This is a genomic window from Candidatus Acetatifactor stercoripullorum, from assembly GCF_944382095.1.
Taxonomy (GTDB): domain Bacteria; phylum Bacillota; class Clostridia; order Lachnospirales; family Lachnospiraceae; genus Acetatifactor; species Acetatifactor stercoripullorum.
Window position 1 is genome coordinate 1 of record NZ_CALWMU010000034.1, and the last position, 22,372, is coordinate 22,372.

Genomic DNA, 22,372 nt, shown 5'->3' on the forward strand with positions numbered 1-22,372 from the left:
AGCATATATGCTGGCTTGCAGTATATCTATATAAAATTGACCCCGAAAAAATCTAGTGCTAAATCCTAAAGACGGGCGTTACTGACTCAAAACAGGCACCTTTTGGGTCGGCGTCCTTGGTAAAGCTCCAGTTGTCGTTGAAAGGAATAATTTTTCGCATAGCGCCTCCTTGGTTAATTGATTCCAGAAATGTTTTTCTATCTTAGTTTTCTTATATTTTAACCTTTTTTGTGGAAAAATACACCTTTACTATTTGCCATTGGTGAAAAAAATGGTATGATTAGGGTTACGAAAGCATTGCGCCTGGTGCGCAGGAATGGAGTTTAAGTATGGACAAGATTATTTTGACAGGGGACAGACCCACAGGAAGACTGCATGTGGGCCATTATGTGGGCTCTCTGCGCAGACGTGTGGAGCTGCAGAATTCAGGGGAGTATAAGAAGGTGTTTATTATGATCGCGGACGCTCAGGCGCTGACCGACAATATAGAAAATCCTGAGAAGGTCCGCCAGAATATCATAGAGGTTGCGCTGGACTATTTGTCCTGCGGGTTAGACCCACAGAAAACCACTTTGCTGATCCAGTCTCAGATTTCTGAGCTCTGTGAGCTGACCTTTTACTACATGGACCTGGTGACAGTGGCCAGGCTGCAGCGCAATCCAACCGTAAAAAGTGAGATTCAAATGCGCAATTTTGAGGCCAGTATTCCGGTGGGCTTTTTCACCTATCCCATCAGTCAGGCTGCGGACATCACAGCCTTTAAGGCCACCACGGTGCCCGTGGGCGGAGACCAGCTTCCCATGATTGAGCAGACCAGGGAGATCGTCCACAAATTCAATACGGTGTATGCGCCGGTGCTGGTGGAGCCTTCGGCTCTGCTTCCTGAAAATGAAGCCTGCCAGCGCCTGCCCGGCATTGACGGGAAGGCCAAAATGAGCAAGTCTTTGGGCAACTGTATTTATCTGGCGGACAGTGCCGATGAGGTCCGCACGAAAATTATGAGTATGTATACGGATCCTCTGCATCTGCAGGTAAGCGATCCGGGGCATCTGGAGGGAAATACGGTATTCACATATTTGGACGCCTTCTGTAGAAAGGAGCATTTTGAGCGTTATCTGCCGGAATATACCGATCTGGATGAGCTGAAGGCTCATTATAAACGGGGCGGTCTGGGAGACGTGAAGGTGAAAAAATTCCTGAACAATGTAATGCAGGAGACCTTAGAGCCCATCAGGGAGAAAAGAAAAGAGCTGGAAAAGGATATTCCGGCGGTATATGAGATTTTGAAAAAGGGAAGCGACGCTGCCAGAGAGACGGCGGCCCAGACCCTTTCTGAGGTAAAGAGCGCAATGCGCATCAATTACTTTGAGGATGCGGAGCTGATCCGCGCCCAGAGTGAAAAATATGAGGCATAAGGCCATAGGAACAGCCAGATGAAAAGCAGTGAAAAGACTGTGAAATTGGAGGTTATTTCAGATGAAGGGTGAAAGAGACAAGGAACAGATGGAGCAGAGAGCTTCGGAACCTGATGAGGAATGGGAGCCCGATGCGCAGTGGGAGCTGGATGAGGAAAGGGAAGAGGAAGAGGAGCTTGGCCTGGAGGAAAATATACACCTGAATTCCAAAAAGATATTTATTTTTGTGGGATTGCTTGCGCTGGCCATATTAATCTGTATTCCTTTGTGGATTCTTACCAGCAGAACTCTATCGGGAGGAGCCTCCGGAGAGCATTCCTCGGAAGCGGTAACTTCTGCAGAAGAATCCCTTGTCCAGGAAACAGAGGGTGAGACACAGGAGCCTGCGCCGGAGACGCAGCCAGAGACAACTCCTGAGGAGACGGCTGAGGCCTCCGAAGAAGGTGGAACCATGGAAAGCCAGGCATCCGCCCAGGAGCCGTCAGGCACGCAGGAATCTGTCCCGGAGGCATCCGGCACACAGGAGTCCTCGCAGCCCCAGGAGTCCCAGTCTGCTCAGGCCTCTCAGGGTTCTGAGAGCCTGGAAGGCGGAAGTGCCATGAGCTTTACCCAGGTGTCTGAAAGCGTGACGGCCAAGGACGTGACCAATCTGCGCACGGCGCCGGATACCGGGGACGATGGAAATATCGCAGGACAGTTGAGAAACGGTGAGACGGCGGAAAGGACGGGAGTCAATGAGAGCACCGGCTGGTCCCGTCTTGTATACAATGGACAGACGGTTTATGCGGTGACAAGCTTTCTGACCACGGACCTGGACTATAAAACACCGGTGGCACCCTCTGATCCCAACCGTATCACCACCCAGGACGGCAGAGTGATTATTTTTACGGACTGTGACGATTATATTACGCCTAAGGAATATGTGAATCTGCGGATAGAGCCCAGCACTTCCCAAGGGGACAGTACAGTAAGCTGCCAGGTAAGCAACGGGGAAGTAGTCCACCGCACAGGCTACAGCCAGGATTCCGGGTGGTCCAGGGTGGAGTATAATGGCCAAGTCCTCTATGTGGTGAGCAGCTATGTGACGTCAGCTCAGGCACCCTCCCAGAGCGAGGTCTCGGAATAGAAAAGGGAATAGAAGATCGAATAAACCGCTTCCACCAAGGGCATGATAATAAAAACTTTAAACCGCAGGCGCAGGTGAGACGGCCAAAGCGGACAGGAAGGAGTTATCGTGCATGGATCAGAAGATGGGAAGAGCAAGCATACGGCTTGATGCGCCGGTTTATATTTGGGACAGCGCCAGCATCGTGGGCAAAAAGGAAGGGGAAGGCCCCCTTGGACTTTTGTTTGACATGGTGGGAGAGGATGATTTGTTTGGCTGCAAGACCTGGGAGGAAGCGGAAAGCAGCCTGCAGAAGGATGCAGTATATATGGCTATGGGAAAGGCCGGGGTAAAACCAGAGGATATTTCCTTTATTTTTGCAGGTGACCTGCTTGGTCAATCCATAGCAACCTCCTTTGGCATCTCCAGCTATCAGATACCGCTCTTTGGAGTTTACGGGGCCTGCTCCACCTGTGGAGAGTCGCTGGCCCTGGGAGCTATGAGCATAGCGGGCGGCTTTGCGGATAAGGTAATCTGCGTCACCTCCAGCCATTTTGCCAGCGCGGAAAAGGAATTCCGCTATCCCTTGGAATATGGAAACCAGAGACCGCTCTCGGCCTCCTGGACCGTGACGGGAAGCGGCGCCTTTGTCCTTGGGCGGGAGAGAGGCAAAAAAACCAGAGCGGTCATTACGGGGATTACCGTTGGGAAAATTGTGGACTACGGACTTAAGGATTCCATGAATATGGGAGCGTGTATGGCTCCGGCTGCGGCTTCCACACTGGAACAGCATTTTATAGACTATAATAGTCAACCGGAAGATTACGATAAAATCATTACGGGAGACTTGGGAAGCGTGGGACAGACGGTGCTGATCGATCTGATGCGGGATAAGGGATACGATATCTCCCAGGTGCACATGGATTGCGGCATTGAAATTTTTGATCCCGCTTCCCAGGATACCCATGCGGGAGGAAGCGGCTGCGGCTGCAGCGCAGTGACTCTCTCCGCTTTTATCTTAAAGCAGCTGGAGGAAAATAATTGGAAAAAGGTGCTGTTTATGCCCACAGGGGCGCTGCTGAGCAAGACAAGCTTTAACGAGGGCAAAAGTGTGCCTGGAATTGCCCATGCACTGGTGCTGGAGCAGGCTTAGGACGGCTGCCGCCATGCGGTATGGGAGGAGTTCTGGCCTTTGAATTACGGCTTGCAAACTATGGGGTTTCTTGATAAAATGAACTACAGAACAGGGAGGAGAACACCATGCGCAGAATGGAATTTAAGATGGAGCGCTCAGGTCTTTTAAAGGTGGGAGATAAGATCACAGTGACCGAAGGTGTGCTTCCCAGCAATTATTATTATACCATTGATCCGTCGCTTGCCATGTCGGCGAATATTCCTTTCCGAAACCGGTTAAAGACCAGGGAGGGAGTTGTGGCGGATATTGTGCAGAATGCCCGGGGCTTTTATGTGACGGCAGAGTTTGACGAGCCGGAGGAAGAGGCCTGAAGCGAAGAAGAGGCATAGGCGGAAAGGATAGACAATAAGAAGGAAAGAGGTAAAAGTATGCTGCAGAAAATTTCAACAGATAAGGCTCCGGCTGCCATAGGCCCCTACTCTCAGGGCATCATAGCGGGAAATATGTTATATGCGTCGGGGCAGATTCCGATTAATCCTGCCACAGGAGAGATAGAGGGAGAGGACATTAAGGAACAGGCACGGCTGGTAATGAAAAATATTGGAGCGCTTCTTTCGGCTGCCGGGACGGATTATACGCAGGTTGTAAAGACTACCTGCTTTCTGGCAGATATGAATGACTTTGCCGCATTTAATGAGGTATATGCAGAATACTTTACCGAAAATCCTGCAAGAAGCTGTGTGGCGGTAAAGACGCTGCCTAAAAACGTACTTTGTGAAGTGGAAGTAATCGCTGCCATTTCTTAAACAGAATCGCCGCCGTCTGGCGGCGATTTTCATACCGGAAAGGGCAATACAAATGAGCGGAGTGAATGAAAAAAGTAATGTGGTGTTGATCGGCATGCCAGGAGCGGGCAAGAGCACTGTAGGCGTAGTGCTGGCAAAGCGCATGGGATACAGATTCGTAGATTCGGATCTGGTGATACAGGAAAAATACGGAAAGCTGCTTCATGAGCTGATTGAGAAGCATGGGGTAGAGGGATTTTGGAAAATAGAAAACGATGTAAATGCCTCTTTGTCTGTGACAAACAGCGTAATTGCCACAGGGGGGAGCGTGGTATACGAAAAGGAGGCCATGACACAGCTTTCCAAAAGAGGCTTGGTGGTTTATTTAAAGCTTCCCTATGAGGAGGTAGAGGAGCGGCTGGGCGACTTAAACGCCCGTGGGGTGACCCTGCTTCCCGGACAGACTCTTCGGGACTTGTATGAGGAAAGGACGCCTCTCTATGAAAAATACGCGGAGATGACCATTGAATGCAGCGGAAAATCCCTTCGGGATATCGTCTGGGAGATATCGGACAAATGCGCGGGCATTTTTGCTTTTTCCGAATAAAAAGCGGAAAGCGGCAGAAACTAATACCAAATAGCAGGCATGTTTTGAGCCTGATAGAGTAAAAAGGAGTATGCGCAATGGATTATATCAATGCTTTTTGTGTAGGAGGCCTGATCTGTGCGCTGGTACAGATTCTGATGGAAAAGACCAAAATGATGCCCGGCAGAATCATGGTGCTTTTGGTGGTAACGGGAGCTGTTTTAAGCGCCCTCGGCTGGTATGAACCTTTTTTGGAATTTGCCGGAGCAGGAGCCGGCGTGCCTCTTTTGGGATTCGGGAACGTTTTGATGAAAGGGGTAAGGGAGGCCGTGGAAGAGCAGGGATTTCTGGGGCTTTTTGCAGGTGGATTGAAGGCCGGAGCGGTGGGCACCTCTGCGGCTTTGATTTTTGGTTATCTGGCCAGTCTCATTTTTAAACCTAAGATGAAGAAATAGAGAATAGAAAGAATACAGAGGATGAAGGTAGTGTCTATGATCCGATTGACGGCCGGCCTGGCCGGATTTTTGCTGTATCTGGAAATTATATACCATCTGAGCGGATTCGGCCTGGCAGGATGTATGCCGGCGTATACGGTGGCGCTGATTGCAGCATGGTCCGGTATATGGTCGCTTGTGATAGGACTTTGCAGAGGGATTTTAAAAAAGATTATTTTTTATGCCGTGGTCTGGTTTTATACGATTTGGGCAGGGGCACAGATTGTCTATCTTGGCATTTTTAAGCAGCCGCTTTTGTGGGAGGGAATTTTCCGGGGCGGACAGGATGCGCTGACCAATTACTGGAGAGAGGCCCTTGCGGGAATATGGCAGATGCTTCCCTTTCTGGCGCTTGTGGTACTGCCGGGGGTGCTCCTTGGCATTTTGATGCACTATTTCAGGGTAAAGCTGCCGGATTTGGGCGTGCTGGAGGTTTTGCGGTTAAATGTGGTAATCTGTGTTGGGATCGTAGGAGAGATCACGGTTATGGAAATTGGAAAGACCCTGGAAGCGGATTATTACGAAGGTTATTCTGATTTTTATGATCCTCTCGGGGTTGCCAGAGGACTGGGCTTTCTTCCCATGCTGCAGCGTGACACCTATATTTGCATGACGGACGGCGGGAAGGAGCTGTGGGATGGCATTGTAGCCAGATTTTCCAGGGAGCCTGAGAGAAGTGAGGGCCAGGCGGCACAGGCCGGCGCGGCAAAACCGGGAGAAAACCCGGCCCAGGAAATACCGCCCAGGGAAACAGATCCCCAAAGTACGCTGCCTGGAGACGCCCAGGAAGCCACGGAGAGCTCAGGCGCTCAGGAAGGCTCAGGCTCTCAGGGAGCTCCCCCTTCCCAGGAGGGAACACAGACTCCGGACGGAGATTTGGGGGACGGGGGAGCCTTAGAAAACACAGAGCCTGGAAAGCATGAAATGAAGCTGGACTTTTCTTTGCTGAGAGAGCTTTCCGACAGCGAAGAGAAACTGTGGCTGGCAGATTACATAGAAGCGGAAGAGCCCGCTTTGGAAAACGAATATACGGGACTGTTTGAGGGATATAACCTGATTTTTCTGACGGCGGAGGGTTTTTCTCCTTATGCGGTCAGAGAGGATTTGACGCCGACTCTGTACCGGCTTGTGAATTCCGGCTTTGTGTTTGAAAATTATTACGTGCCCCTTTGGCAGACCAGCACCAGCGACGGAGAATACATCAACTGTACCGGGCTGATTCCGGACAGGCAGTTCAGCATGCGAAAGAGCGCTTCCAACGAAATGCCCTTTACCCTCCCGGCCTTTTTTGCCAGGGAGGGGGTGGACTCCCTGGCTTATCACAATAACAGTCTGTCTTACTATGACCGTTATCTGACACATCCCAATCTTGGGTATGACTTTAAGGGCTGCAGGCTGGGAAGCCTTTCTGAGGAGGAGTGGGGGGATAAGATTTTTCCCATGGAGAATCCGGACGCCTGGCCTGCTTCCGATTTGGAAATGCTGCAAGGGACGGTGCCGGAATACATAAACAAATCCAGGTTTCATGTGTATTACATGACAGTTTCCGGCCATATGAATTATAATTTTACAGGAAATGCCATGGCGGCCAAAAACAGGGAGGCTGTTTCCGGTCTGGAAATGTCGGAAAATGCCAGAGCCTACATCGCCTGCCATATTGAGCTGGACAAGGCGCTGGAATATCTGCTGGAAAGGCTTTCAGAGGCGGGAGCGCTGGAAAAGACCGTTATCTGTCTGAGCGCGGATCATTATCCCTATGGCATGACAAAGGAGCAGTATGAAGAGCTTGCGGGAACCTCCCTTTCTCAGGGAATGGATCTTTATCGCAACAGTCTGATTCTGTGGAACAGTCAGATGGAGGAGGAGCCTGTCGTTGTGGAAAAAGCCTGCGGGCCCATGGATCTTTTGCCTACCCTGCTCAATTTGTTTGGATTTTCTTATGATTCCAGAATGTATGCGGGGAGAGATATTTTTTCCCCAGAGGAGGGACTTGTGATTTTCAATGACCGCAGCTTTGTGACAGATTCTGTGATTTACAATAAAACGGAAAAGCAGATGATCTGGCTTACGGACGAGAATGGAAATTTTAAGGTTCCTGAAGAAGAGCAGGAATCCTATCTGGAGCAGATCGAACAGGAGGTAAAGGACAGATACCAGTTCAGCGCCTATGTGCTCCAAACCAATTATTACAGTGATATTTTAAAGGCCCAGGACGCCTCTTAGAAGAAAGCTATAATATCTCGAAGGGAATTTCTCTGTAGGCAAGGTAAGCGCAGAGAGCCTTATCCCAGATCAGATCGGCTTCCCTGGAAAGCACGAAGGTGTGCTGGGCCGTGGCCGTGGTCAGGATGGCTTTGCTGCCATCATACCGGATGCTTAAGACAAGAGACTTTATGGCGGAAAAATCCGCGTCGGCATGGTCTTTCAAAAGCGCTGCGGCCTTCTGTGGATTTAATTGCAGAATAAATTTAAAAAACAGGGGAGTGTGTTTTCCTTTTATCAGGTGAAAGCACAGTCCCCTGATTTCGCTCCAGGGCTGAAACTCATAGGGACAGCTGCCGTTTTCCAATTCCTCTTTGGAAAAAAAGTCTCGGTTCATACGGCCGTCTATGGTGTAAGTATTTGCAGTGGTGATAACGGCCTCCTGCAGCAAAAATAAATCAAAAGCATCCGTTGCCAGAAGCTGGTTCATAAAAAGCTTCATGGAAGAAATCTGTAATGCAAGCATGGGTTATCTCCTTTATGGATTTGGTGTAATTGTGCCGAGTGGTATTGTATCATATTTTTTTTTATGTGAAAATAGGCGTTTTTGCCTTTACGTTTTAAGGCTCTTGTGTTATCATAAGTGGTAATGAAAACCATGTAAAATGGTCAAAAAAATAAAATGGTAAAACAGGAGACCGTATCATGAGTTATAAGATTATCGTAGACAGCTGCTGTGAGCTTCCAAAAGAATTATGGGGGGATAAAAGGCTGGAGGTAATTCCTCTGGGGCTTGAGGTTGGGGATTATCAGATTTTAGATGATGAGAGCTTTGACCAGGCGGAATTTTTAAAAAAGGTGGCAGAGTATCCCAAATGCCCTAAGTCCTCCTGTCCTTCCCCTGAGCGTTTTAGAGAGGCCTATCATGTGGAAGCGGATCATATTTATGCGGTGACGCTGTCCTCTCATTTAAGCGGCAGCTATAACAGCGCTGTGCTGGGAAAGAATCTTTACCACGAGAAGTATGGGGATAAGCAGATTCATGTGATTGATTCCGAGAGCGCAAGCTGTGGGGAAACCCAGATAGCCTTAAAACTTATGGAGCTGGAAGAAAAGGGTCTTCCCTTTGAAGAAATTGTAAGACAGATAGAGGTATTTCGCAGTAATGTGCACACCTATTTTGTACTGGATAATCTGGAGACGCTGCGGAAAAACGGGAGGCTTTCCAGCGTAAAGGCCCTTGTGGCCTCCACCTTAAGCATAAAGCCTGTGATGGCGGGAGACAAGGGTGTGATTGTACAGAGAGGACAGAGCATCGGCATCAAGAAAGCCCTCGGGAAGATGGCGGACATGGTGGTGAGCGAGGCTCCGGATGCAAAGAACAGGATTCTGATGATTTCCCATTGTAACGCCCTGAAACGTGCGGAGTTTGTACGGGATATGATTATGGAAAAGGCGGCCTTTCAGAGAACGGTGATCATGGACACCAGAGGGGTCAGCAGCATGTATGCCAATGACGGCGGCGTGATCGTAACCGTCTGAGGAAGGGGATTTTCAGAAAAGTATTAACGGCAAAGCATATAACAGCAAAGGAGGACAGGGAGCATTCCACCGCGCTCCATATCCTCCTTTTTTGCCCCAAGACAGGGCGGTGAAACTCTTTGGCGTCAGATCACCCGGACCAGATTCAGCTCCTTGTCGGCCAGCACAATGTCCGCCCTTGCACCAGGGGCCAGAGAACCAATGGAGTCTTGCGCGCCAATGCTTTTTGCAGGATTGCGGGTAGCGGCTTTTACGGCGGAAAATAAGGGCACGCCGAAGCTTACCGCATTGCGCATACAGTCATAAAGATTGGTTGCCGATCCGGCGATGGTGCCGTCGGCCAAAGCTGCCCGTCGGCCCTTTTTGATCACGGGCTGCCCGCCCAGCTCATATTCGCCGTCCGCCATTCCCGTGGCGCGCATGGCGTCGCTGATGAGAATGACTCTGTCGTCTCCGAACAGGCGGAAAACGCTGCGGATTACGCTGGGATGAAGGTGGATGCCGTCGCAGATAATCTCCACCATCACATTTTCGTTGTCTGCAGCGGCTCCTATGATGCCCGGCTCTCTGTGAAGGAAAGGCGGCATGGCGTTAAAAAGATGGGTGGCGTGGCAGGCTCCCTTTTGAAAGGCTCTTGCGGCAGTGTCGTAGGAGGCCGTGGAGTGCCCCAGAGATATGGCTGCCTGATCCTTCAGCTCTGTGATAAATTCATCCGCTCCGGGAAGCTCCGGGGCAATGGTTACCAGCCTGATTCTGCCGCCTGCAGCCTCATTCAGGCGGCGGAACATGGCAACGTCCGGATTCCGCAGATAAGATTCCTTCTGAGCGCCCTTTTTGGCAGAGGACAAGAAAGGACCTTCCATATGAATACCGGCAATATGGGAATGCTGTCCGTCCTCCTTCACCTCTGAAATGCTTTTGAAGATTTCGGAAAGCCGTTCCTCGGGCAGCGTCATGGAGGTGGGACAAAAAGAGGTGACGCCGCTTGCATGCAGATAAGCGGCAATCTGGGAGAGGCTCTCCCCATTTCCGTCACAGAAATCACATCCCACGGCTCCGTGAATGTGAACATCCAAAAGGCCCGGCAGCACATAGAGTCCTTCTGCGTCAATCACTGCTTCGTCCCCGCCCTCCGGCTCAGGAACAATCTGGTGTGCGCTGTTTATGTAAACATCTCGTCTGGAGAAATCCTTCTCTCCAAAAACCAAACCATTTTTCAGAATCAAGTCAAATCCCTCCTTTTAGAGCAGTCCTTTTTCTTTGATCAGTGAAAGTGCATCCGTATCAGCCACCACAAACACATTGGGGTGAAGCTGCAGAATGGAGGCGGGGACGGCCGGCGTGATGGGGCCGAACAAAGCGTTGTACAGTGCCTGGGCCTTTGCGGCGCCGGAGGCGATTAAAAGGATGCACCTGGCCTCCATGATATTTTGAATTCCCATGGAATAAGCATACCTGGGAACCTCATCCATGGAGGAAAAGAAACGGGAATTGGCCTGAATGGTATTCTCCGTCAGGCGCACACAGTGGGTCCCCTTTTCAAAGGCGTCTCCCGGCTCATTGAACCCGATGTGGGCGTTATTGCCGATGCCAAGAAGCTGTATGTCGATGCCGCCAAGCTTTTTGATGATGTCGTTGTAGCGGCTGCATTCCAGGGCCTCATCCGTCTCAAGACCGTTGGGAATATTGGTGTTTTCAGGCTTTACATTGATGTGGCCAAGCAGATTTTCCTGCATGAAATAGTAATAGCTCTGGGGATTGGATGGGGAAAGCCCCTTGTATTCATCCAGATTTACGGTGTGAACTTCCGAAAAGTCCAAATCTCCCTTCCGGTACCAATCAATCAACTGCCTGTAGGTTCCCAAAGGTGAAGAGCCGGTAGCCAGCCCAAGAACAGCATCCGGCTTCATGATTACCTGAGCCGAAATGATATTGGCGGCTTTCCGGCTCATTTCATTGTAGTCCTTTGCCTGATAAATTCTCATAGTGCATCCTCCTGTGCATTGTTCTATCTGTCTTGATTTTACAGCAGAAGAGACAAAAATACCATAAGAAGGCTGGAAATAGGAAGAAGATTCGAAAAATCCCTATTTGGAGGCAAAAAAAATAAAATAATTGAAAGTACTTTCCAAGGAGAGATTGTTTTTGAAATAGTTTGCATTTTGGTGGGCGGAGCGATAGAATGAAAGCAGCGGACAAAAACAGAAAGGGGGAAGGGGATGGAAGCGTATACCGCAAGCATTGTTCCCAAGATAGAAGCGGATTATGAAAAGCTTACCGGTGTGGAACGGCTGATTGCAGATTTTTTTATTAAGAATAAGGAAAAAATGGATTTTTCTTCCCGGACTATTGCCCAGAAGCTGCATGTGTCAGAGGCTTCGCTTTCCCGCTTCGCTAAGAAGCTGGGCTATCGGGGCTATCGGGAATTCATTTACAGTTATCAGCCTGCCGTGGCCCGGGAGACAGGGGCGGAGCCTGAGACTATGGCGGTATTAGACGCCTATCGGGAAATTCTGCACAAAAGCTACAGCCTGATACGGGAGGATCAGATTAAGCGTGTGGCTTCTCTGATAGCGGAAAAAAAGAGAATATTTCTGTATGGGTTTGGCAGCTCTGGTCTGGCGGCCCAGGAATTTAAGCTGCGGCTGATGCGCGTTGGGATGGATGTGGAGGCTGTGACGGAATCCCATCAGCTTATGATAAATGGGGCCAGAGTTTCCGAGGACTGTCTTATTATAGGCATCAGCTTAAGCGGTGCCACAAAAGAGGTGGTACAGGCTATGGAGCATGCCGCCGCAAAGGGTGCAAAAACAGTCTTTATCACCTCTTCCGGCGCAGCGGGACAAGGACTTTTTGACGAAACGGTTTTGGTGGCTGTGAAAAAGAATCTTCAATACGGAAATGTGATTTCCCCTCAATTTCCCACGCTGGTAATTTTAGACCTGATCTATGCCTCTCTTTTAAAGGAAAAAGCAAGAGGACCGGAGGAGCAGTATGATATTGCCCTGTGGGAGCGGATCAAAGGGTATCCCCCCAAAGAGGATATTCCGTAAGGATTTTTTTACCTGCCGTGATACTGGGCAAAGGCGCTTTTGGCATACTCCATGCAGTCTCTGTGAATGCGGAACACCTTGCCGTCTATCATGACAGCCTTGAAAAATCCAAGCTTTTCAATGTAGCGGCAGTTGATAATCGTCTTTAAGGAAGGGGACAAAAAGGAAGGAAAGCTTTCTATCTGGGAGAACAGGTTGACGGCAGTGGTGTTGACACAGACGGTTCTGCCGTCTTTGAGGGTTACGGACACCAAACGGCCTTCCTCTACTGCATAGAGGATATCAGGCTCCCGCACATAGAAGGTATTTTTGTCCTCACGAAGCTCAATGAGGGGTTCGGCCGCCTCCAGAATCTGCTGGGCATGGTCAATGCTGGCGGAAAGCTCTGCTACCTTTATGGGCTTGTCCAGAAAAATCACGTTGGAGGGAAGCGTATACTCCCTGTAGTTGATATGGGAGCAGCACATGACAATAGGTGCATTGACCCCCTTGGCAGTGAGAGCTGACACAATATCGGAACCGCTCACCCCTTCCGTCTGGCACACGTCAATGTAAAAAGCGTCGTACTGCATGGGATTGGCTAAAAGAGCCTCTGCATTTCCAAAAGAATCGGTATAGAGAATCCCGGAGACAGCAGCTCTTTTGTCAGATTCCCTTTTCAGCAGACGCTCCAGCTGCTTGCGGTCCGCAATGTTGTCGTCACAAATAGCAATATGCAAAATAAACACCGCCCTTCCATCTTTTATGTTAGGACTATTTTACCATAAAACCTTTCAATAGAAAAGCAGGAAAGCGGCAGCCTGTACAAAGAAAATGGCGGGCATGCCGTACTTGAAATACCAGTGCTTTGTCTTGTGGCGGAAATGATACATTCCCAGAATACAGCCAAGGCTGCCTCCCAAAAGAGCGGTGAAAAAAAGAGAAGCCTCCGAGATGCGAAAGGCACCCCGGATGGCTCTTTTTTTGTCCATGCCCATCTTTATGTAGCCTGCAAGATTGATGAGAATAAGATAGGCCGCTGCGATCATATGCAGTGCTTTCATGGGATTACTGTTCCTTTTTGGCCTGCTGCATTTTCATCGCCCGTACCTTGCAGGAGAGGCCAAACAGATTGATAAAGCCCTCGGCGTCATGGTGGTCGTACAGATCGCCGGTCTTAAAGGAGGCAATGCTCTCATTGTAGAGAGAGTAGGGGGAGGTGGTTCCAGCCTTGATGATATTGCCCTTATAAAGCTTGAATTTTACTTCTCCGGTGACGTACTCCTGGGTCTTTTCGATAAATGCCTGCTCGGCCTCACGCAGAGGCGTAAACCACTTTCCTTCGTAAACCAGGCTTGCAAAGCGGCTGCCCATTTCCTTTTTCACTGCGAAGGTGTCCCGGTCCAGAATCAGCTCCTCCAGCTGCCTGTGAGCCTCCATAAGGATGGTGCCGCCGGGAGTCTCATAAACGCCGCGGGATTTCATGCCAACCACACGGTTTTCCACAATGTCCACGATGCCGATTCCGTGTTTGCCGCCCAGCTCGTTTAAGGTATGGATAATGTCGGAAACCTTCATCTGCCTGCCGTTTACCGAGGTGGGGACGCCTTTTTCAAAGGTCATGGTAACATACTCCGCCTCATCAGGAGCCTTTTGGGGCGTTGTGCCAAGCACCAGCAGGTGATCATAATCCGGCTCGTTGGCAGGGTCCTCAAGCTCCAGTCCCTCATGGCTGATATGCCAGATATTCCGGTCGCGGCTGTAGGAGGAGTCTGCGGAGAAGGGAAGGTGAATGCCGTGAGCCTCACAGTAGGCGATTTCGGATTCCCTGGAATCCATAGTCCACTTGTCGTTTCTCCAGGCGGCGATAATCTTTAAATCGGGAGCCAGAGCCTTGATGCCAAGCTCAAAGCGGATCTGGTCGTTCCCCTTTCCGGTGGCGCCGTGGCAGATGGCGGCAGCCCCTTCCTTGCGGGCAATTTCCACCAGCTTCTTTGCGATCAGGGGTCTTGCCATGGAGGTGCCCAGCAGGTATTTGTTTTCGTAAACTGCATCTGCCTGTACACAGGGAACGATGTATTCATCGCAGAATTCGTCGATTACATTTTCAATGTAGAGCTTGGACGCGCCGCAGGATATTGCACGCTCCTCAAGACCGTCAAGCTCCTCCGCCTGCCCGCAGTCAACGCACACGCAGATTACCTCATAGTCGAAATTTTCCTTTAACCAGGGAATGATGGCGGTGGTGTCCAGACCGCCGGAATAAGCCAGAACTACTTTTTCTTTCATAAGACAATGCCTCCGTTTAAAATATGTATCATTTTTAACCTGAAAACACTATACAACATCCGGCCGGGAAAAGCAATGAATAATTATGCGCACTATGGTATTTTCTTTGTATGTGTGATAAAATGAAAAGAACGCTTCACAACGGAGGAATCCAAAGCCGCTTATGCGGCGGAATGAGAGGAAAAATGAAATTTTACCATATCACAGAAAAGCCTTTGAAAATATACGGACTTGCGGTGGCAGACAAAGAGACGAGACGCTTTTGGAAGCTGACCGAGGAGGCTCTTGCAAAGTTTCCCCAGTATGATTACCTGGGAAGAAGAGCCTGCGGAGGAAGAGTGCGCTTCTGTACGGATTCTCCCCGCATGACGATTCGGATGACACTTGCCCAGACAAAGGAGGACATCAATATTCCCCTTTCCGGCTCGGCGGGAGCGGATATTTATCTGGGGAGCGGAAAAGACGCGGTATTTTTGGGATATCTGTCGCCGGCTGTTCATGTGATGGAAGAGATCACCGTGGAAAAAACCTTTGAGAAAAACGGGGAAATGGAGCTTGTCACCATAAATCTTCCCAGAAACGATCATCTGTTGTCCATGGAGGTAGGCGTGGAGGAAAACGCCCAGATGAAAGAAGCCCCGGAATATTCCATTCAGGAACCCATTGTGTTTTACGGATCTTCCATTACAGAGGGAGGCTGTGCCTCCAGGGCAGGCAATGCCTACACAAGTATTTTGGGCCGCTGGCTGGATGCGGACTATATCAATCTGGGATTTTCCGGCAGTGCAAGGGGAGAAGAGGAAATGGCCAGATATATTGCGGGAATCTCCCCCATGAGCCTGTTTGTCTATGATTATGATCACAACGCGCCGGATGCGGCGTGGCTTGCAAGGACCCATGAGCCTTTCTTCCGTATCATCCGGGAAAGCAGGCCGGATCTTCCGGTGGTGATGCTTACCAGGCCCGATGTGGATAAGGAACCCTTGGAGGCCAAAGAGAGAAGGGATATCATCCACCGGACCTATGAAAATGCCAGAAAGGCGGGGGATGAGCTGGTATGGTTTGTGGATGGGGGAACTTACTTCGGGTCCGAGGGACGCAGTGAGTGCACTGTGGATGGAACCCACCCCAATGCTTTGGGATTTATGCGTATGGCCCAGACCCTGTATCCGGTGCTGAAAATGGCGTTGAAGGCCCGTCCGCCAAAAGCCTGACGGACATGAAGGATATGGATGGGATTGAATAAACATACATATATTTAATTATTTTTGCATAAAAATAAAAAAGTAGTGGACATTTATGCAAAAAGTGGTATGATTACAAAAGATGATGTTGAAACCAAAGGATTTTTCAGGGAGCGGAAGCTATGATAAAAGCGGGTATTATCGGCGCAACCGGCTACGCAGGCGGGGAGCTGGTGAGAATTTTAAAAAACCACAAGGATGTGGAAATTGTCTGGTATGGTTCTAAAAGCTACATAGACAAAAGGTACAGCCAGGTGTACCAGAATCTGTTTCAGATTGTGGAGGATGTCTGCAGGGATGATAATCTTTCTCTTCTTGCCGGGCAGGTGGATGTGATCTTCACTGCAACCCCTCAGGGATTTTTGGCAGGAATTTTGACAGAGGAGATTCTCTCCAAGGTAAAAATTGTGGACTTGTCCGCAGACTACCGCATCAAGGATGTGGCTGTCTATGAGAAATGGTATGGAATAGAGCACAAGTCCCCTCAGTTTATAAAGGAGGCGGTTTATGGGCTCTGCGAGCTGAACCGCAGTCAGATTACGGCAGATACAAGGTTGGTGGCGAATCCCGGCTGCTACACCACCTGCTCCATTCTCACGGCGTATCCGCTGGTGAAGGAGGGGCTGATTGATGCGGACACCTTGATCGTGGATGCAAAATCGGGAACCTCTGGAGCGGGACGGGGAGCCAAGGTGCAGAACCTGTTCTGCGAGGTCAATGAAAATATGAAGGCTTACGGAGTGGCAAGCCACAGACATACGCCGGAGATAGAGGAGCAGCTTGGATACGCCTCCGGCGGCCAGGTGACCATTAATTTCACGCCCCATCTGGTGCCTATGAACAGGGGGATTCTGGTCACGGAGTACGCTTCTCTTAAGAGAAAAGAGGATGGAACGCTTCCCTCCTATGAGGAGATCAAAGCGGTCTATGACAAGTATTACGGAGGGGAACGGTTCATCCGCATGCTGGAGAAGGGAGTCTGCCCGGAAACCAAGTGGGTGGAGGGCAGCAACTATGTGGATATCGGCTTTGTGATCGATGAGCGTACAGGGCGCATTGTGATGATGGGTGCTCTGGATAATCTGGTAAAGGGCGCGGCGGGGCAGGCGGTGCAGAACATGAATCTGCTCTTTGGACTGCCGGAGGAAGAAGGACTGGATCTGATTCCCTGCTTCCCCTGAGAAAAATTTCTGCCCCGGGTAAAGCATGATTATTGGACAGTGGAGCTGTAGCGGACAGTTTTTCGGGAAAGGATTTTAGGATGGAAAAGGATCAGTTTGTCATAAGAACAATGAAAATAGAGGATTACGATGGACTGAGGGCCCTTTGGATGACCATAAAGGGCTTCGGCATTCGAAGCATTGACGATTCCAGAGAGGGCGTGGCGCGCTTTCTTGCCCGCAATCCGGGCACCAGCGTGGTGGCTCTCTCACCGGATGAAGAGGTGGTGGGAGGGATTCTGTGCGGCCATGACGGAAGACGGGGCTGTCTGTATCATGTATGCGTCAGGGAGGATTACAGGAGGCACGGCATCGGCAAGGCCATGGTGGTCTACTGTATGAATGCGCTGAAGGCTGAAAATATCAATAAGGTGAGTCTCATAGCCTTTACGAAAAATGATGTAGGAAACGCATTTTGGAACTGCATCGGCTGGACAAAGAGACAGGATTTGAATTATTATGATTTTACCCTCAATGAAGAAAATATTACGGCATTCAACCGTTGAGAAGGTCGCGAGCATGGACAGGAGGTATGGAGATGAAGCAGATAGAAGGCGGCGTGACTGCGGCAAAGGGCTTTGAGGCCGCAGGAGCGGAAGCAGAGGTGAAATATAAGGGCAGGAAAGATGTGGCGTTGATTATGAGCGAGGCGCCCTGCAGGGCGGCAGGCACCTTTACCACAAATGTGGTGAAGGCTGCGCCGGTGCTTTGGGATAAGGAAGTAGTGGAAGCTTCCCCCTATGTGCAGGCAGTGGTGATAAACTCTGGGATAGCAAACGCCTGTACCGGAAAACAGGGGATGGAGTGCTGCAGGGAGGAGGCCCGGTGGGCCGGAGAACTGTTGGGAATCCCGCAGAGCGCAGTTTTGGTGGCTTCCACGGGAGAAATCGGAAGGCAGATTCCCATGGACAGAATCCATGAGGGCATAGAGAAGGCGGCAGCTGCCAAAAGCGGCACGCTGCAGGCAGGACTTGACGCGGCCCAGGCCATTATGACCACGGACACCGTGCCTAAGCAGATCGCCGTTGAGACAACCATCGGGGGAAAAACAGTGACCCTTGGGGGCATGTGCAAGGGCTCCGGAATGATTCATCCCAATATGTGCACCATGCTCTGCTTTATTACTACGGATGCCAACATTTCAAAGGATATGCTGAAAAAGGCGGTAAGCGCTGATGTGAAGGATTCCTTTAACATGATATCTGTGGACGGAGACACCTCCACCAACGATACCTTTCTGGTGCTGGCAAACGGCATGGCGGGGAACCCTGAGATCACAACAGAGGGAGCTGATTTTGACGCCTTTTGCCAGGCCCTTGCCTTTCTGACTACCCGCCTTGCCCGGATGATAGCCGGGGATGGGGAGGGCGCCACCGCCTTGTTTGAAACGAAGGTGGTGGGAGCGGCCACAAAGGAGGACGCCCGGGTGCTTGCAAAGTCGGTGATCTGCTCCTCTCTGACCAAGGCGGCCATCTTCGGACACGACGCAAACTGGGGACGCATTTTGTGTGCTCTTGGCTATTCCGGTGCAGACTTTGATCCCGACAATGTGGATTTGTATTTTCAGGGGAAAAACGGAAAGATTCATATTTTCGGAAACGGAAACGCCTGCGATTACAGTGAGGAGGAGGCCTCACAGCTTTTGTCGCAGAAGGAGGTCTGTGTGCTGGTGGATATGCACATGGGAAATGAGGAGGCCACAGCCTGGGGCTGCGATCTGAGCTATGACTATGTGAGAATCAATGCGGATTACCGTTCTTGATGAATAAAGGAAAGGATGCGGACGGGACTATGGAAAAGGATATGGAGCAGGTTCTGCGAAAGGCTGAGGTTTTGATCGAAGCGCTCCCTTACATACAGAAATTCAATCGAAAGATTATTGTGGTAAAGTATGGCGGCAGCGCCATGAGCAATGAAGCGCTGCAGAAAAATGTCATAAAGGATGTGACACTGCTTAAGCTGGTGGGCTTTAAGCCCATCATTGTCCACGGGGGCGGCAAGGAGATCAGCCGCTGGGTGGGAAAGGTCGGCAAGGAGGCAAAATTTATAAACGGTCTGCGGGTTACCGATGAGGAGACTATGGAGATTGCCGAGATGGTGCTGGGAAAGGTAAACAAGCAGCTTGTGACTATGGTGCAGGAGCTGGGAGTGAAGGCAGTGGGCATCAGCGGAAAGGACGGAGGCCTCCTGAACGTGGAAAAGAAATATTCCGACGGGCAGGATATCGGCTTTGTGGGGGAGATTCAGACGGTGAACCCCAAGGTGCTCTATGACCTTTTGGAGAAGGATTTTCTTCCCATTGTGGCTCCCATTGGACTGGATGAGCATTTTCAGACCTATAATATCAATGCGGACGATGCTGCCTGTGCCATTGCGACGGCGGTTCATGCGGAGAAGCTGGCGTTTTTGACGGACATCGAGGGACTGTACCGGGATATCAATGACAAGTCCAGCTTTATTTCCCGTCTGTCGGCCTCCCAGGCACAAGAGCTTACAGGGGGCGGGCTTATCGGCGGCGGCATGCTGCCTAAGCTGAACAACTGTATCGCGGCTGTGAGAAACGGGGTAAACAGGGTACACATTCTGGACGGCAGGATTCCTCACTGTCTGCTTTTGGAAATCTTTACCAAGGAAGGCGTGGGGACGGCTATCATAGCGGATGAAGAGCAGGGCGAATAGACAGTAACGGGAAAGGAAATGGGAGAATGAACAATCGGGAATATATTGAAGAGGCAGAGCGGGACCTGCTTCACACCTATAATCGCTATCAGATTGTGCTGGATCGGGGAGAGGGCGTTTATCTCTATGACATAGAAGGGAAAAAATATCTGGATTTTGTGTCCGGCATTGCTGTGTTTGCCCTGGGATATGGAAATAAGGAGTACAACGATGCCCTGAAGGGACAGATTGACAAGGTGATTCATACCTCCAACTATTATTACAATGTGCCGGCCATAGAGGCTGCCAGAAAGCTGAAAAAGGTTTCCGGCATGGACAGGGTTTTCTTTACCAACTCCGGCGCGGAGGCGGTGGAGGGCGCCATCAAGGCTGCCAGAAAATATGCGTATTTAAAGGACGGATGCCAGGATCATGAAATCATAGCCATGGAGCATTCCTTTCACGGCAGAACCATGGGAGCCTTGTCCGTGACTGGCAATCCTAAATACAGAGAGCCCTTTGAGCCTATGATAGGACATATCAAATTTGCCAGGCTGAATGATTTTGAGAGCGTGCTTTCCCAGGTGACAGAGAAAACCTGTGCCATTCTTTTAGAGCCCGTCCAGGGGGAGGGAGGTCTTTTCCCGGCCGGGGAAGACTTTTTGAAAAAGCTGCGCCAGCTGTGCGATGAGAGGGATATTCTCCTGATGTTTGACGAGATACAGTGCGGTATGGGAAGAACAGGCTATATGTATGCCTGGCAGCGTTTTGGGGTAAAGCCGGATATTATGACCACTGCAAAGGCCCTTGGCTGCGGCGTTCCGGTGGGAGCCTTTCTGATGACGGAAAAGACGGCGGCCCATTCCCTGGCGGCAGGAGACCACGGAACCACCTACGGGGGGAATCCCCTGGCAGCGGCCGCAGTGGAAAAAGTGCTTGATTTATTTGAAAAGGACCATATAATAGAACATGTAAGAGAGATTGCGCCTTATCTGGAGGAGCGGCTGGATGAGCTGGCTGGCCGGTATGACTGTATTCTGGAGAGAAGAGGCGCGGGACTGATGCAGGGGCTTGTGTTTGACAGGCCTGTAAATGGTGTGATCAACAAGGCCCTTGAGATGGGACTGATTTTAATCAATGCAGGTGCAGATATTATTCGCTTTGTCCCTCCTCTTGTAATCACCAGAGAGCATGTGGATGAGATGACGTCGATTTTAGAGGATTGTATTCGGAGCAGCATATGAGTTTAAAAAAGAGATTGGCTGCCTCGGCTGCCGTGATTGCCATGGCGGCCGGGGTGATCTATGGAAGTACCCTGGAAATGAGCGGCGCGTCGGCGGAGGGCGGCCGCTTATCTTGGTTTGGCAATAAAGAGACTTTATACTTTTGGTATACGGATGACTCCATGACCAGCTTTATCAACAGCGCGGCAGTTTCCTTCGGGGAAAAAGAGGGAGTGCGGGTGATTCCCATGCTGACCTCGGACAGCGAATATTTAGAGGCAGTGAACGAGGCGTCCCTGTATTCCAGGCAGATTCCCGACGTCTATGTGATCAGCCATGACGCGCTGGAAAAGGCTTATCTTGCGGGACTGGCCGTACCGGTGGAGGATGAGCAGAATATCTGTAATGAATCTTATTTTCCCCCATCAGCGCTGGCGGCGGTTTCCTATCAGGGTAAGACGGTAGCTTACCCCTTTTTCTATGAGACCAGCGCTCTTGTGATAAACATGGATTATCTGGAACAATGGGCGCTGCAGCAGGCAAAGCGGGAGCTGACGGGAGCGGATGTGGATGCCGGGGAAGGCGCCCAGGAGATTTCCCAGGAGGCTGTGGAGGCTTTGGACCAGACGGTTTTGGCCCAGAAAACCCAGGAATATCTGGAGGCGGGCATTCCCCAGACGGTGGATGAAATTTTGAGCATTGCGGATACCTTTGACGTTCCAGAGGGTGTGGAAGGCATTATGAAATGGGACGTGTCCGATATCTTTTACAACTACTGGATCGTGGGGAATTATATGATCGTAGGGGGAGAGACCGGGGACGATGCGGGCAACATCAATATCAACAACGAGGAGGCCATATCCTGCCTTGAGGTATACAAAGCGTTAAACCAGTTCTTTTACATCGAATCGGACACGGTAACCTATGATTCCGTGATACAGGATTTTATCGATGGGAAAACGGTATTTACCATAGGTACCACAGATGTGGCAGAAAGGCTGGAGGAAGCAAGGGCAGAGGGAAGCCTTGGCTTTGAATATGGAATTGTGCCCATGCCCGATGTAAGCGGTGAGCTGAAAAGCCGTTCTCTTTCCGTGACCAATGTAGTGGCCATAAACGGGTACTCCCAGCATAAGGAGCTGGCCAACCGCTTTGCTGCCTATCTGGTGGATGAGTACGCCAATGAGCTGTATGAGAGAACCGGAAAGGTGTCAGCCAATCTGACGGTGAATGAGGACAATACAGATCTCCAGGCTTTTATGGAGGAGTATGCGGAAAGCATGCCTCTGCCTAAAATGATGGAGACAGGAAATTTCTGGATGCAGCTTGAGATTTTGTTTTCAAAGGTGTGGAATGGAGAGGATGTGGCGGCGCTGGTGCAGCAGCTGGCGGATCAGATTACCTCTCAGATGAGCGCGGGCTGATGGAATGCGGTTTTTATG

At 50.4% G+C, this 22,372-nt stretch carries 23 protein-coding genes; 17 read left to right on the plus strand and 6 right to left on the minus strand.

Annotation, left to right across the window (positions count from 1 at the left end; genetic code table 11):
- Nucleotides 1-329 precede the first annotated feature (329 nt).
- The 8 genes from trpS (at nt 330) to SHK35_RS10500 (ending at nt 7,743) form a co-directional block, all read left to right on the plus strand.
- Nucleotides 330-1,415: a tryptophan--tRNA ligase gene (gene trpS / locus SHK35_RS10465; RefSeq protein WP_318704594.1), complete on the plus strand. Its 1,086-nt coding sequence runs from the start codon at nt 330-332 to the stop codon at nt 1,413-1,415.
- Nucleotides 1,416-1,476: 61 nt separating this feature from the next.
- Nucleotides 1,477-2,541 (plus strand): hypothetical protein, encoded by a 1,065-nt coding sequence (locus tag SHK35_RS10470; RefSeq protein ID WP_318709718.1) that lies wholly within the window; start codon nt 1,477-1,479, stop codon nt 2,539-2,541.
- Nucleotides 2,542-2,653: 112 nt separating this feature from the next.
- Entirely contained in the window at nt 2,654-3,673 is a 1,020-nt protein-coding gene (locus SHK35_RS10475) for a stage V sporulation protein AD (RefSeq protein WP_318709719.1), read from the plus strand.
- Nucleotides 3,674-3,780: 107 nt separating this feature from the next.
- Nucleotides 3,781-4,026 (plus strand): hypothetical protein, encoded by a 246-nt coding sequence (locus SHK35_RS10480; RefSeq protein WP_318704591.1) that lies wholly within the window; start codon nt 3,781-3,783, stop codon nt 4,024-4,026.
- Nucleotides 4,027-4,083: 57 nt separating this feature from the next.
- On the plus strand, nt 4,084-4,461 hold the full coding sequence (locus tag SHK35_RS10485; protein WP_318704590.1) for a RidA family protein: 378 nt from the start codon (nt 4,084-4,086) through the stop codon (nt 4,459-4,461).
- Nucleotides 4,462-4,513: 52 nt separating this feature from the next.
- Nucleotides 4,514-5,047 (plus strand): shikimate kinase, encoded by a 534-nt coding sequence (locus SHK35_RS10490; protein WP_318709720.1) that lies wholly within the window; start codon nt 4,514-4,516, stop codon nt 5,045-5,047.
- 77 nt (nt 5,048-5,124) lie between these two features.
- A complete protein-coding gene (locus SHK35_RS10495) occupies nt 5,125-5,481 on the plus strand; it encodes a SpoVA/SpoVAEb family sporulation membrane protein (RefSeq protein WP_318709721.1) in 357 nt (118 codons plus the stop codon).
- Between the two features lie 21 nt (nt 5,482-5,502).
- On the plus strand, nt 5,503-7,743 hold the full coding sequence (locus tag SHK35_RS10500) for an LTA synthase family protein (RefSeq protein ID WP_318709722.1): 2,241 nt from the start codon (nt 5,503-5,505) through the stop codon (nt 7,741-7,743).
- A 7-nt stretch (nt 7,744-7,750) separates the two neighbouring features.
- Here SHK35_RS10500 and SHK35_RS10505 read toward each other — a convergent pair whose 3' ends face one another.
- The gene (locus tag SHK35_RS10505; RefSeq protein WP_318709723.1) at nt 7,751-8,248 is read right to left on the minus strand and encodes a DUF5721 family protein; all 498 of its coding nucleotides are present in this window, start codon (nt 8,246-8,248) and stop codon (nt 7,751-7,753) included.
- 179 nt (nt 8,249-8,427) lie between these two features.
- On the opposite strand from SHK35_RS10505, the gene SHK35_RS10510 reads away from it, so the two are divergent.
- Complete coding sequence (locus tag SHK35_RS10510; protein ID WP_318704585.1) at nt 8,428-9,264, plus strand: DegV family protein; 837 nt, start codon at nt 8,428-8,430, stop codon at nt 9,262-9,264.
- Between the two features lie 125 nt (nt 9,265-9,389).
- Here the strand turns inward: SHK35_RS10510 and nagA are convergent, their stop codons facing one another.
- Nucleotides 9,390-10,490 carry an N-acetylglucosamine-6-phosphate deacetylase gene (gene nagA / locus SHK35_RS10515; protein WP_318709724.1) on the minus strand — a complete coding sequence of 367 codons (1,101 nt, stop codon included), beginning with the start codon at nt 10,488-10,490 and terminating at the stop codon, nt 9,390-9,392.
- Between the two features lie 15 nt (nt 10,491-10,505).
- Nucleotides 10,506-11,249 (minus strand): glucosamine-6-phosphate deaminase, encoded by a 744-nt coding sequence (gene nagB, locus SHK35_RS10520; RefSeq protein ID WP_318709725.1) that lies wholly within the window; start codon nt 11,247-11,249, stop codon nt 10,506-10,508.
- A 234-nt stretch (nt 11,250-11,483) separates the two neighbouring features.
- On the opposite strand from nagB, the gene SHK35_RS10525 reads away from it, so the two are divergent.
- Nucleotides 11,484-12,317: a MurR/RpiR family transcriptional regulator gene (locus SHK35_RS10525; RefSeq protein ID WP_318704582.1), complete on the plus strand. Its 834-nt coding sequence runs from the start codon at nt 11,484-11,486 to the stop codon at nt 12,315-12,317.
- 8 nt (nt 12,318-12,325) lie between these two features.
- On the opposite strand, the gene SHK35_RS10530 is transcribed toward SHK35_RS10525, so the two are convergent.
- Genes SHK35_RS10530 through SHK35_RS10540 form a run of 3 tightly spaced genes read right to left on the minus strand, consistent with a single transcriptional unit; the run spans nt 12,326 to nt 14,585 of the window.
- Entirely contained in the window at nt 12,326-13,036 is a 711-nt protein-coding gene (locus SHK35_RS10530) for a LytR/AlgR family response regulator transcription factor (protein WP_318704581.1), read from the minus strand.
- Between the two features lie 54 nt (nt 13,037-13,090).
- A complete protein-coding gene (locus SHK35_RS10535; protein WP_318704580.1) occupies nt 13,091-13,360 on the minus strand; it encodes a DUF1294 domain-containing protein in 270 nt (89 codons plus the stop codon).
- Nucleotides 13,361-13,364: 4 nt separating this feature from the next.
- Entirely contained in the window at nt 13,365-14,585 is a 1,221-nt protein-coding gene (locus tag SHK35_RS10540; RefSeq protein ID WP_318704579.1) for an argininosuccinate synthase, read from the minus strand.
- Between the two features lie 185 nt (nt 14,586-14,770).
- On the opposite strand from SHK35_RS10540, the gene SHK35_RS10545 reads away from it, so the two are divergent.
- The 7 genes from SHK35_RS10545 to SHK35_RS10575 all read left to right on the plus strand — a co-directional run bounded on the left by SHK35_RS10545 (nt 14,771) and on the right by SHK35_RS10575 (nt 22,354).
- Nucleotides 14,771-15,799 (plus strand): SGNH/GDSL hydrolase family protein, encoded by a 1,029-nt coding sequence (locus SHK35_RS10545; protein WP_318709726.1) that lies wholly within the window; start codon nt 14,771-14,773, stop codon nt 15,797-15,799.
- A gap of 152 nt (nt 15,800-15,951) precedes the next feature.
- On the plus strand, nt 15,952-17,010 hold the full coding sequence (gene argC / locus SHK35_RS10550) for an N-acetyl-gamma-glutamyl-phosphate reductase (RefSeq protein WP_318709727.1): 1,059 nt from the start codon (nt 15,952-15,954) through the stop codon (nt 17,008-17,010).
- 80 nt (nt 17,011-17,090) lie between these two features.
- On the plus strand, nt 17,091-17,555 hold the full coding sequence (locus SHK35_RS10555; RefSeq protein ID WP_318704575.1) for a GNAT family N-acetyltransferase: 465 nt from the start codon (nt 17,091-17,093) through the stop codon (nt 17,553-17,555).
- Nucleotides 17,556-17,587: 32 nt separating this feature from the next.
- On the plus strand, nt 17,588-18,811 hold the full coding sequence (argJ, locus tag SHK35_RS10560; protein ID WP_318709728.1) for a bifunctional glutamate N-acetyltransferase/amino-acid acetyltransferase ArgJ: 1,224 nt from the start codon (nt 17,588-17,590) through the stop codon (nt 18,809-18,811).
- A gap of 29 nt (nt 18,812-18,840) precedes the next feature.
- The gene (argB, locus tag SHK35_RS10565; protein ID WP_318709736.1) at nt 18,841-19,728 is read left to right on the plus strand and encodes an acetylglutamate kinase; all 888 of its coding nucleotides are present in this window, start codon (nt 18,841-18,843) and stop codon (nt 19,726-19,728) included.
- Nucleotides 19,729-19,754: 26 nt separating this feature from the next.
- On the plus strand, nt 19,755-20,951 hold the full coding sequence (locus SHK35_RS10570; RefSeq protein ID WP_318704573.1) for an aspartate aminotransferase family protein: 1,197 nt from the start codon (nt 19,755-19,757) through the stop codon (nt 20,949-20,951).
- Nucleotides 20,948-22,354, plus strand: a complete 1,407-nt coding sequence (locus tag SHK35_RS10575; RefSeq protein WP_318709729.1) for a sugar ABC transporter substrate-binding protein — start codon at nt 20,948-20,950, stop codon at nt 22,352-22,354. The genes SHK35_RS10570 and SHK35_RS10575 overlap by 4 nt, the downstream gene beginning before the upstream one ends.
- Nucleotides 22,355-22,372: the final 18 nt, after the last annotated feature.